This window comes from Bradyrhizobium valentinum, assembly GCF_001440405.1.
Taxonomy (GTDB): Bacteria; Pseudomonadota; Alphaproteobacteria; order Rhizobiales; family Xanthobacteraceae; genus Bradyrhizobium; species Bradyrhizobium valentinum.
Genome location: NZ_LLXX01000119.1, coordinates 24520 through 36038, shown reverse-complemented (window position 1 = coordinate 36038; position 11519 = coordinate 24520). Strand labels below are relative to the sequence as shown.

The window sequence follows — 11519 nt, the reverse complement described above, 5'->3', positions numbered from 1 at the left end:
TGCCATTCATCCTTCGAGACGCGCGAAGACGCGCTCCTCAGGATGAGGTCTGACAGGAGGGTTGGCTGGGCAAAGGCGCGTGAGCGCCGTGCCCTCCCGGATATTCACTGCGTCGTCCGATGCCTCGGATACTCTAACTGCATTGCGACGAAGTCGGTCGTCTGCGTCCCGTAGCGCGCCGCAATTCCCTCTAGCGCGTTGTCCAGCGCTTCCGCTGGCTTCCGATCCCCAGCCGCCGGCAGCAACCGTTCCACCGGCCAGTTCGTAGCAACCTGATCGGGGTAGATGCGGATGCCGTTGCGGCTTTGCTGTGCACCGGCTGCGTGCGCAAACGTCACCGCCTGCGATCGATAGGTCCGTGACCACGCGTCCGTCACCAGCGCCAGCGACACTTCGTCGACGCCTTCCTTCAGTTCGATGCCGAGCCGCTCGTGCGCCCAGAACGCAGCCGTGTTGCCGATCGCCGTCAGCGCGAACGGCCGCGTGAACCTGAACTCGTCGCTCTCGTGGCGCGCGTCCCAGTCGGGCAGGCCGATATCACGGCCGACCGCCTTGGCCTTTTCCCGTCCGGCGATGGCCTCGATCAGCGTCAGCGACATCGGCATTGACGCCGTGATACCTGTCGTCGTCGCCACGCCGTCGTCGACCACCAGCCGGCGGTCTTCGACATAGCGCATCGTCGGGTGCTTGCCGCGCAATTCCTTGATGGAATACCAGTGGGTGGTCGCCCGCTTGCCATGCAGCAGCCCGGCATCGCCGACCACCTTGGCGCCGGCGCAAACGCCGATGACGATCGCCTTCTTGGCCGCTTGATTCCTGATCCACTGCAGCGCCGCCGGATCGTCATCGCGGCTCATCGCGGGGACGATCACATAGTCGGCGCCATCGGGATGCTGCGCATCGAACTCCGCTGTTGTCGCGTGAGGTTCGACCTTGAGCGTCGGAAAGAGCGTGACGGGGCCGGGTGCGGTAGCCAGCGTCACGACGTCGGCGACGTCGGCGCGCCTGAGGATGCCGTAGGGCAACAGGTAATCGGTGGTTTCGGTAGCATCGTTGATGCCGATGATGGCAATCAGCGGGCGCTGCCGCCTCGGCGGCTTCAGCGCCGCGATCATCGCATCACGTTCGTCTTGCGCGATCGCCGGCGGGGCCACGGCGGAAGGCGCTGTTGGCAGCGAGTAAATCCAGGCGCCGCCGATCACGGCGGCAAGCGCGATTGCGCCGAGCGCGCTCCATAATACACGTCGAGAATTCATGGTTTGCCGGCTCGCGCCTCACTCATTTCAACCTGGTCCAGTTCTACTGCCGCCATGATCCGTCGGAAATGACGTAAATCCGGCGAAAACGGCCATGCGTCCAGGAACCGCGGCGGCTCGTTCCATGATTCTCTCGCTCACACGATGAATGGCGGTCGATGCAGTGAGGGATCCTCCCGGTTTGCGGGAATGTCCATCCGGCGAGGCGGCCATTGTCTGATGCCGTATGGCGCCGCAGCTTTGCGGGCAAGCATTACGGCCTCTGGACAAGGAGGGCTTTCATGCCATCGGACAGACGTATGTTTTTGAGCGCGGGCCTCGGCGTCACCGCCGCGCTCGCTTCGCGCGCCAGCGGGCTCACGACATCGGCGCAAGCGGTCTCACTCGAAAGTCCGCCTCTTCCTGGCGATGTCAGCCTTGATGCGGACGCCCGCGCCGCAACCGCCCATGATTTCGGCCGGCTCATTCACCGGCAACCGCGCGGCGTGCTGAGGCCCGCATCGAGTACCGACATAGCGACCCTGATGCGTTGGGCCAAGGACCATGGCGTCAAGGTGGCGGCGCGCGGGCAGGGCCATTCGATCTATGGCCGCGCACTGGTCGAGAACGGCATCGTGGTCGATATGGGCGCGATGAACTCGATCCGCGATATCAAGGCCGATCGCGTCGTGGTCGATGCCGGAGCGACGTGGCGAGATCTGTTTGAGGCGACATTGGCGCACGGGCTTACGCCGCCGGTGCTGACCAACTATCTCGGCCTCTCGATCGGCGGAACGATCGCGGTGGGCGGCATCGGAGCTGCGTCATCCCGGCATGGCATGCAAACCGACAATGTCATCGCCCTCGACGTGGTGACCGGCGATGGGAATGAACTGAGTTGTTCGGCGACCGAAAATCCGGATCTCTTTGACAGCGTCCGAGCCGGCCTCGGCCAATGCGGCATCGTCACGCGGGCGACGCTGCGCCTGGAGCGCGCGCCCGAGCGTATCAGGCGCTTTCAGCTCTTTTACCGCGATTTGCCGTCGCTGACGGCGGACCAGCGGCGCGTGCTGACGGAAGGGCGCTTCGACCAGTTGCAGGGCGCGGTTCTTCCCGATGGACGCGGCGGCTGGCGGTATCAGCTCGACGGCGCGGTATCTTATGGGAGCGGTTCGGCTCCCGACGACAGGGCCGTGCTTTCCGGATTGTCGGATGAGCGCAGCGCCGCCGTCATCGCCGACCTGACCTATCGCGAGGATGCCCTGGCGTTTGGAAAGTTCGAAAATCTGCTGCGATCGAAAGGCCAGTGGTCCAACCCGCAGCCCTGGCTGCTGACGTTCCTGCGCGGCAGCAACGCCGAAAGGGTCGCCGGCGACATCCTGGCAGGCCTGACGGGCGATGCGGTCGGTCCGTTCGGGCGGATAACCGTCTACCCCTTGCTCACAAGGGCGTTTCGGACGCCGCTGGTTCGCCTGCCGGCGGAAGACGTCGTCTTTGTCTTCAATCTCATTCGTATCCCCGCGTCGAACGATGCGGCGGCGGCGGAGCGGATGGCCACAGAAAATCGCGCGCTGTACGATCGCATCAGAGAAGCCGGCGGCGTTCTCTATCCGGTCAGCGCCTTTGCCATGTCGCCCTTCGATTGGGAGGTTCACTTCACGTCCGGCTGGCCGCAGCTTCGCGAGGCCAAGCGGCGCTACGACCCCGGACATCTGCTGACGCCCGGCTACAATGTATTCTGACGGTACCTTGCGAGGAGCTAAAGCAGATCGGTCTTCAGGCTGCTCGACAGAAAATCCACGAACCGCCGGACTCTTTCCAGCGGTGCTCGTGTCGGTGGCCAGACGAGCTGGATCGGCATCCCCTCGGTTTCAAATTCCGGCAGAACGATTGCGAGCGCGCCCTCTGCGACGAGATCGCTGATCTGCCATAACGGCAACCGGGCAAGGCCGGCGCCTTCGCTTGCGGCAGCGCGGATTGCGGCGGCGCTGTTCGAGCGGAAACGGCCGTGCACTTTGACCGACTGGACCTGGCCGTCAATGCGAAACGGCCATTTGTCGATCACCTCAGTGCCGGCCCGCAGGATGCAGGAATGCTGCTCGAGATCGCTGGGATGCTTCGGCCGGCCGTGTTCGGCGAAATAGGATGGCGCGCCGACGATGACGACGCGCAGCACGTGCAATCGGCGCGCGATCAGGGACTCATCGGCGGAGTCGCCGATCCGCACGGCAATGTCGAGGCTCTCCGCAACGAGATCGACCTGCTCGTCGGAGGCCCGCAGCTCGATCTCCACGTTGGGATAGAGCCTTAGGAAACGGCTGACAATCGGCGCGACGTAGAATGACGCAAACAGAATTGGCGCACCGACTTTCAGCGAGCCCGATATTTCGCCGCGAAGATTGGCTGCCTCGGCCCGCGCTTCGATGATCTCCGCAACCGCCGGCTTGATGCGCTCGTAGAACACACGCCCGGCCTCGGTAGGTTCTGATCGTCGCGTGGTGCGCTTCACAAGCTCGACGCCAAGCGCCCGTTCCAGCGCCATCAGCGACCGGTTGAGCGACTGCAGCGGGCGCCGAAGATGACGTGACGCCGCCGCCTGGCTGCCCTTCTCGATGACAGCCAGAAAGGCTTCGAGATCGTCCAACCGTTCCAATTCGATATGCCGCCGCTGATATGCCGCCACTCGGGAAGGTGGATTGAACAGGCAGTAATTGCAAGGCCGGCAGATCGCGTAGGGTGGGCAAAGGAACGCAAGCGACGTGCCCACCATCTATCGTCGAGCGCGCTTCTTGAGGGTGGGCACGCTGTCGCTTTGCCCACCCTACGAACTTCTCCGGGCTGATTTGCTTCGCGCACAAGCGCAATTTCACGCAGAGCGTGCGACAAACTGGCACGACGGGCAAATCAGTCAAAACCTGTCCAGCCCTTCCAGCAAAAATATTCCGCTTTCGTTCTCACGCAAATCACCGGCATAACTCCGCCCGTCTCACGCAGATGAGGGGCGCTCGCGATCGTCACGAACGTGCGGTGAGATGCGATGGACGCTGAAGGCGCGCTAGACGTACGCGCCGGATGCGTACGGCGAAGTCGTGTGGTCCGGACGCCGCGGTGCTGGCGTTAAGTCCGAGAGAAGCGAAGCTTCTCGGGGGCGACGGTGGCAAGAAAGCCGTTCACCGGGGAGAGCACGAAGTAAGCCGTAAAGCCATTGCGCAGGGAAGGCCGGAATGCTCCCGCTGCCCTGTATGCTCGTGTGCAGTTTTGTTTGCGCAAATCGCACGCGAGACCGCGGGTGCAGCAAGCACCCGGTCTTCCCTGCGCCCTCTGAACAAGAGGAGGGCAAAGAAGATGCAAACCTCGGGCGATCAGCGCTGCGAGATCGTGACTGTGTGTCGATCGTAGGATGGGTAGAGCGAAGCGAAACCCATCACCTTCTGCGCCCCGCATTGATGGGTATCGCTTCGCTCCACCCATCCTACGGTCTGCGCTCGCAATAGCGGGATGAGAGCTGTGCTACACCGGCAGCGCGATCGAATACTTCACCTGGCTCAGCGCAAAGCTCGACTCGATCGAGGCGATGCCGTCGAGCCGTGTCAGCTTGTTCTTCAGGAACGCTTCATAGGAGGAGAGGTCGGCGGCGACGACGCGTAGCAGATAATCGCGGTTGCCGGTCATCAGATAGCACTCCAGCACCTCGTCCCATTTCGAAATCGCTTTCGCAAACCGGTTGAGATCTTCCTCTTTCTGCCGCGCCAGCTTGATCGAGATGAAGACGCTGACATGCAAGCCCAATGATTTCTGATCGACGGTCGCGATGTAGCGCGTGATGATGCCGCGTTCTTCCAGCAGCTTGACCCGGCGATGGCAGGGCGACACCGAGAGGCCGACCTTGTCGGCGAGTTCCTGCATGGTCATGCGGCTGTCGGTCTGCAGCAGGCTGAGGATCCTGCGGTCGATGGCGTCGAGGGTGGCCATTGGGATGAACTCGCGGTTTGGAGGCATATTGTGGCATTTTATCCCAATATTGGGTGGTATGCCGCAGCAAATTGAGAATTTTGACACCTGCGCGGCCGCTAAGATCGGCGCATACTGAATTCTCTCCGGGAGCATTGCCATGCCTATAGAGCCCGCACGCCTGGAAATGCTGTCCGCGCTGGCGCGCAAGGTGCTGTGGCTGTCGTCGTGGACGATCCATCACGCCAACCACGTCAGGCCCAGTGCCGACGGGCTGAAGGTCGGCGGCCATCAGGCCTCGTCCGCCTCGCTCGCCAACATCATGTCGGCGCTATATTTCTCGGTGCTGCGTCCGCAGGACCGTGTCGCGGTGAAGCCGCATGCGAGCCCGGTGTTCCACGCCATCCAGTATCTGTTCGGGCACCAGACCCGCGACAAGCTGGAAAATTTCCGCGGCTTCAAGGGCGCGCAATCCTATCCATCGCGCACCAAGGATACCGACGACGTCGACTTCTCCACCGGCTCGGTGGGCCTCGGCGTCGCGCAAACCCTGTTCTCCTCGCTGGTGCAGGATTACGTCACGTCGCATGGCTGGATGCAGGACCGCCCCGAGGGGCGGATGATTGCGCTCGTCGGTGACGCCGAAATGGATGAGGGCAACATCTTCGAGGCGCTGCTCGAAGGCTGGAAGCATGCGCTGCGCAATACTTGGTGGGTGGTGGACTACAACAGACAGAGCCTCGATGCCGTCGTGCGGGAAGGGCTGTGGGAGAAGTTCGAGACCATGTTCCGCAATTTCGGCTGGGACGTGGTGATCGTGAAATACGGCCGCCTGATGCAGGCGGCGTTCGCCGAGCCCGGCGGCGAGGCCTTGAGGCGCTGGATCGATAATTGCCCGAACCAGATGTATGCGGCGCTGTGCTTCCAGGGCGGGGCTGCCTTCCGCAAGCATCTGCAGGACGACATCGGCGATCAGGGAGAGGTTTCGCAATTGATCGACCGCCGCAGCGACGACGAGCTGCTGGCGTTGATGTCCAACCTCGGCGGCCATGACATGGCCAGCATGATCGAGGCATTCGAGGCGATTGATCACGATCGTCCCGTCTGCTTCATCGCCTACACCATCAAGGGCGTCGGCCTGCCGATGCAGGGCCACAAGGACAACCATGCGGGCCTGATGACGGTGGCGCAGATGGAGAAGTGGCGCGGTGCGCAGAACATCCGCCCCGGCCATGAATGGGACAAGTTCGAAGGGCTGCCACAGGCGCCGGCCGAGCTCGAAGCATTCCTGGCGGCAGCGCCGTTCAATCAGCAAGGCCGTCGCCGTCTCACTGCACCCGTCATCGACGTTCCGCAACAGCTTACCTTCAAGCCCACGGCGCAGATGTCGACGCAACAGGGCTTTGGGTTGGTGCTCAACGAACTCGCGCGCGGCGATACGGAATTGGCCGCGCGGATCGTCACCGCCTCGCCTGATGTCACCGTGTCGACCAATCTCGGTGCCTGGGTCAACCGCCGCGGGCTGTTCGCCAAAGCCGAGAACCACGACCTGTTCCGCCAGGAGAAAATACCCTCGACCTTCAACTGGGATTTTTCGCCCAAGGGCCAGCACCTCGAACTCGGTATCGCCGAGATGAACCTATTCATCATGCTCTCGGCGCTGGGGCTCTCGCATCAGATCAATGGCGAACGGCTGCTGCCCGTCGGCACGCTGTACGATCCCTTCATCGAGCGCGGCCTCGATGCGCTGAACTATGCCTGCTACCAGGACGCCCGCTTCATGGTGGTGGCGACGCCGTCGGGAATCACGCTGGCGCCGGAAGGCGGGGCGCATCAGTCGATCGCCACACCCTTGATCGGCATGGCGCAGGATGGGCTGGCCTCGTTCGAACCGGCCTTCGTCGATGAACTTGCCGTGATCATGGGGTGGGGCTTTCGCCACATGCAGCGCGAAGTCGGCGAGGGCGGCTCGGTCTATTTGCGATTGTCGACCCGCACGGTCGATCAGCCGCAGCGGATCATGACGCCGGACCTGCAAAGGGACATCACCGAGGGCGCCTACTGGCTGCGCGAGCCCGGGCCGAATTGCGATATCGTGATCGCCTACACCGGGGCGGTCGCGCCGGAGGCGATCGAGGCGGTGGGCTTCATCGGCGAAAGCCACCGCGATGTCGGTTTACTGGCGGTAACCTCGGCAGACCGGCTGCATGCGGGATGGTCCGCCGCGCGGAACTTGCGGCGCGACCGCCGCGCCGTCCAGCACCTCAGCCATGTCGAAAAGCTGCTGGCGCCGCTCACTCGCGACTGCGGCATTGTGAGCGTGATCGACGGCCACCCCGCTTCGCTCGGCTGGCTCGGCAGCGTGCGCGGCCACCGCCTCGAGGCGCTCGGCGTCGAGCAATTCGGCCAGACCGGTACGATTGGCGATCTCTACCGCCACTACGGTATCGACGCCAACGCCATCATCGATGCGGCGGAGGCGTTGACCGTCGGGGCGCCGGTGCGGCACCGGAAGATGGCGGTGTGAGACATCTGCCGCCGTCATTCCGGGGCGCGCGCAGCGCGAACCCGGAATCCATCGTGACACGGGTTATGCGGCCCGATGGATTCCGGGCTCGCGCCAAGAGGCGGAATGACGGGCGGAGCACCTTGCCACCCCCATGCCCCTGTCCTTATATCCAGCGCCTGCCGCATCGCGGCACCCCGCATATGGCGGGTTCAACTGCCCTGGCTTTCGTGCAAGGATGCTGCCGAACGCTTCTGTTCCTCCTCCATTGCTCCGAGATTAAAGAGGTTTCCGATGGTCAATCGCATGCAATTCTACATCGATGGTGCCTGGGTCGATCCGGCCGTCAAGAAGTCCACGCCCGTCGTCAATCCGGCGACCGAAGAAGCGATGTACGAAGTTGCGCTCGGCTCGAAGGCCGACCTCGACAAGGCCGTTGCCGCCGCCAAGCGCGCTTTCGTGACATATTCGCAGACCAGCCGCGAAGAGCGCATCGCGCTGTTCGAGAAGATCATCGAGATCTACAAGGGCCGCATGAAGGAAATCGGCGCGGCCGTGTCGGACGAAATGGGTGCGCCGCTGCCGATGGCCGAACGGCTGCAGGCCGGCGCGGGCCTTGGCCACATCGCCTCCACGCTCGAAGTGCTCAAGAACTACCATTTTGAAGAGACGGTCGGTTCGGCCGTCGTCGTGCGCGAGCCGGTCGGCGTCGTCGGCATGATCACGCCCTGGAACTGGCCGCTTAACCAGATCGCCTGCAAGGTTGCGCCCGCGCTCGCCGCCGGCTGCACCATGATCCTCAAGCCTTCGGAATTCACCCCGACCTCGGCATTGATCTTCGCCGAAATCCTGCATGAAGCGGGCGTGCCGAAGGGCGTGTTCAACCTGCTCAACGGCCTCGGCCCCGAAGTCGGCGCCGCGATGGCCGAGCATCCGGATATCGACATGATCTCGTTCACCGGCTCGACCCGCGCCGGCGTCGATGTCGCCAAGCGTGCCGCGCCGACCGTGAAGCGCGTCAGCCAGGAATTGGGCGGCAAGTCGCCGAACGTCATCCTCGAAGGCGCCGACCTCACCAAGGCCGTGACCGGCGGCGTGATGCACATGTTCAACAACTCCGGCCAGTCGTGCAACGCGCCGTCGCGGATGATCGTGCCGCTGTCGAAGATGAAGGAAGTCGCCGCCATCGCCAAGGGCGTCGCCGACAAGACCAAGGCCGGCGATCCCCGCGCCGAGGGCACCACCATCGGCCCGGTCGTGTCGCGCATCCAGTGGGACAAGATTCAGGCGCTGATCAAGAAGGGCATCGACGAAGGCGCGACGCTGGTGGCCGGTGGTCCCGGTCTGCCTGAGGGTGTCAACAAGGGCTTCTACGTGCGCCCGACCATCTTCGCCGACGTCACCAACGACATGACGATTGCGCGGGAGGAAATCTTCGGGCCGGTGCTGACGATCATCGGCGCCAAGGATGAAGCCGACGCCGTGAAGATCGCCAATGACACACCCTATGGTCTCGCCGGTTACGTCTCGGGCGATACGGTGGAGAGCGCGCGTCGCGTAGCCAAACAGATTCGCGCCGGCAACATCAACCTGCAGGGCGTGCCGAACGACCGCACTGCGCCGTTCGGCGGCTACAAGCAGTCCGGCAATGGCCGCGAATGGGGCAAGTATGGCCTCGAGGAATATCTCGAGGTGAAGGCGGTCGCCGGCTACAACGCCGCGTAATTGAAGCGGCGCTTGCGCCGTTCGTGAAAGATGCCGGCTGCCGAAAGGCGGTCGGCATTTTTTTGACCAGAATCATCGCCAGGCTGACGTCAGCGTCAATGCGTGGCCGACGCAGCGACGACGCAACAAGAAAAGATGGAGGATGCCCGTGAAGAAAATCGTCGTTGCGCTGGTCGCGCTGATGTCGCTTGCCGGGACAGTGCAGGCCCAAACCGTCAAGGATCTGCTCGCAACCCTCAAGGTAAAGTGGAACACGCCGACCGAACCGTTCAAGATGATCGGCAACGTCTATTATGTCGGAACCGACGGCCTGGCGTCCTACCTGATCACATCGCCGCGAGGCCATATCCTGGTCGATACAGTGATGCCGGAATCAACGTCGCAGATCAAAGCGAACATCGAGAAACTGGGCTTCAAGATCACCGACATCAAATACCTGCTCAACACCCATGCGCATATCGACCACACCGGCGGCTTTGCGGAAATGAAACAGGCGAGTGGTGGCCAGCTCGTCGCCGGTGAGGCCGACAAGCCGCTGCTTGAAGGCGGCTACTATCCGGGCGCGCAGGAAGATACGGCGCTCAATTTTCCGCCGGTGAAGGTGGATCGCACGGTTCGCGAAGGCGACAGAGTTAGTGTGGGTGACGTCACGCTGACCGCCCGAGAAACCCCCGGCCATTCGCCGGGTTGCACGAGCTGGGCGTTCTCTGTGAAGGACGGCGATGCCGCACGCTCCGTCCTCATCTTCTGCAGCGGCACCGTAGCGCTGAACCGGCTCGTCACCAATCCGACCTATTCCGGTATCGTCTCTGATTACCGGAACACGTTCGCGCGGGCGAAGGACATGAAGGTGGATGTGCTGCTCGCGCCGCATCCGGAAATGTACAAGATGGCGGAAAAGCGTGCCAAGCTCGCCGAAGGCGGGCCCAACCCGTTCGTCGATCCCGGCGAGTTCAACGCCTATGCGGCGACACTGGAGAAGGCGTTTGAAGACGCGCTCGTCGAGCAAACCGCCGCCGCACAGGGAAAGAAGGGATGAACTGGCGCCAATGGGCGCCAACCTATCCGCCCGGTGCGCCTTGCGTGTTCACATAGAGCGCGTAGATCGACTGGCTCGCGGCCATGAACAGGCGGTTGCGCTTCAAGCCGCCGAAGCAGAGGTTGGCGCAGCGCTCGGGCAGGGCGATGCGGCCGATCATGACGCCATCGGGGGCGAACACCACGACGCCGTCGAGCTCGGGGTCGCCCATGCCCCAGCCGCACCACAGATTGCCGTCGATGTCGCAGCGCATGCCGTCGGGCGTGCCGGGGCCGGCGTCAACGAGGACGCGCTTGTTGGAGAGCTTGTCGCCGCTGGCAGCGACGTCGTAGGCGAGGATCTTGCGGTTCGGCACGCCGCGGGATTCGATGATGTAGAGGATCTTCTCGTCCGGCGAGAAACAGAGCCCGTTCGGGCCGAGCACACCCTCGGCGACAATGGTCGCTTTGCCGGTCGCGCCGTCGATCCGGTAGACATTGGCGTCGATCTCGGGTTCGGCCTTGTAGCCCTCGTAATTGCCGAGCAGGCCGAACACCGGATCGGTGAACCAGATCGAGCCATCGGACTTCACCACGACATCGTTCGGCGAGTTCAGCCGCTTGCCATCGAAGGAGTCCATCAGCACCGTGATCGAGCCGTCATATTCGGTGCGCGTCACCCGCCGGCCGCCGTGCTCGCAGGTGACCAGCCGTCCCTGACGGTCGCGGGTGTTGCCGTTGGCGAAGTTGGACGGCTTGCGGAACACGCTGACCGTGCCGGTCTCCTCCTCCCATTTAAGGATGCGCTGGTTCGGAATATCGCTGCACAGCAGATACCGCCCGTCGCCGAACCATACCGGCCCTTCGGCCCAGCGCAGGCCGGTGGTCAGCCGTTCCACCGCCGACAGCTTGAGCCAGTATTTTTCGAACCGCGGATCGAGTGCACGGATGGCCGGATCGGGGTAATACGCCGCCGGGCGCCAGTCGGCGGAATGCGATGCTGCATCGGACATTTGCTGTTCTCGTTGTTGCGTTCCCAGAGCGTTTGAGTTTGCTATCATTCCCGGCTAATGACCGCAAATCGG

8 protein-coding genes are annotated in these 11519 nt (G+C 63.3%); 4 read left to right on the top strand and 4 right to left on the bottom strand.

Features of this window, described 5'->3' with window-relative positions; all coding sequences use genetic code 11:
• Window positions 1–104: 104 nt before the first annotated feature.
• Window positions 105–1256, bottom strand: coding sequence for a DJ-1/PfpI family protein (locus CP49_RS18290; RefSeq protein WP_057851598.1), 1152 nt, complete (start codon window positions 1254–1256; stop codon window positions 105–107).
• A 281-nt stretch (window positions 1257–1537) separates the two neighbouring features.
• Between CP49_RS18290 and CP49_RS18285 the strand changes: the two genes are divergently transcribed.
• Window positions 1538–2977 carry an FAD-binding protein gene (locus CP49_RS18285; RefSeq protein WP_057851597.1) on the top strand — a complete coding sequence of 480 codons (1440 nt, stop codon included), beginning with the start codon at window positions 1538–1540 and terminating at the stop codon, window positions 2975–2977.
• A gap of 17 nt (window positions 2978–2994) precedes the next feature.
• On the opposite strand, the gene CP49_RS18280 is transcribed toward CP49_RS18285, so the two are convergent.
• Both CP49_RS18280 and CP49_RS18275 read right to left on the bottom strand, forming a co-directional pair.
• A complete protein-coding gene (locus CP49_RS18280) occupies window positions 2995–3888 on the bottom strand; it encodes a LysR family transcriptional regulator (protein WP_057851832.1) in 894 nt (297 codons plus the stop codon).
• An 857-nt stretch (window positions 3889–4745) separates the two neighbouring features.
• Entirely contained in the window at window positions 4746–5207 is a 462-nt protein-coding gene (locus CP49_RS18275; RefSeq protein WP_057851596.1) for an Lrp/AsnC family transcriptional regulator, read from the bottom strand.
• A gap of 139 nt (window positions 5208–5346) precedes the next feature.
• On the opposite strand from CP49_RS18275, the gene CP49_RS18270 reads away from it, so the two are divergent.
• The 3 genes from CP49_RS18270 (at window position 5347) to bla (ending at window position 10456) form a co-directional block, all read left to right on the top strand.
• The gene (locus tag CP49_RS18270; RefSeq protein WP_057851595.1) at window positions 5347–7713 is read left to right on the top strand and encodes a transketolase; all 2367 of its coding nucleotides are present in this window, start codon (window positions 5347–5349) and stop codon (window positions 7711–7713) included.
• A 273-nt stretch (window positions 7714–7986) separates the two neighbouring features.
• Window positions 7987–9417: an aldehyde dehydrogenase family protein gene (locus CP49_RS18265; protein WP_057851594.1), complete on the top strand. Its 1431-nt coding sequence runs from the start codon at window positions 7987–7989 to the stop codon at window positions 9415–9417.
• A 148-nt stretch (window positions 9418–9565) separates the two neighbouring features.
• On the top strand, window positions 9566–10456 hold the full coding sequence (bla, locus tag CP49_RS18260; RefSeq protein WP_057851831.1) for a subclass B3 metallo-beta-lactamase: 891 nt from the start codon (window positions 9566–9568) through the stop codon (window positions 10454–10456).
• Window positions 10457–10478: 22 nt separating this feature from the next.
• Here the strand turns inward: bla and CP49_RS18255 are convergent, their stop codons facing one another.
• Window positions 10479–11447, bottom strand: a complete 969-nt coding sequence (locus tag CP49_RS18255) for an SMP-30/gluconolactonase/LRE family protein (RefSeq protein WP_057851593.1) — start codon at window positions 11445–11447, stop codon at window positions 10479–10481.
• Between the last annotated feature and the right edge of the window lie 72 nt (window positions 11448–11519).

Bases quoted from the DNA above. Each gene is read 5' to 3' on its own strand.
- CP49_RS18290 (WP_057851598.1), bottom strand. From the start codon at position 1,256: ATGAATTCTCGACGTGTATTATGGAGCGCGCTCGGCGCAATCGCGCTT.
- CP49_RS18285 (WP_057851597.1), top strand. From the start codon at position 1,538: ATGCCATCGGACAGACGTATGTTTTTGAGCGCGGGCCTCGGCGTCACC.
- CP49_RS18275 (WP_057851596.1), bottom strand. From the start codon at position 5,207: ATGGCCACCCTCGACGCCATCGACCGCAGGATCCTCAGCCTGCTGCAG.
- CP49_RS18270 (WP_057851595.1), top strand. From the start codon at position 5,347: ATGCCTATAGAGCCCGCACGCCTGGAAATGCTGTCCGCGCTGGCGCGC.
- CP49_RS18265 (WP_057851594.1), top strand. From the start codon at position 7,987: ATGGTCAATCGCATGCAATTCTACATCGATGGTGCCTGGGTCGATCCG.
- CP49_RS18255 (WP_057851593.1), bottom strand. From the start codon at position 11,447: ATGTCCGATGCAGCATCGCATTCCGCCGACTGGCGCCCGGCGGCGTAT.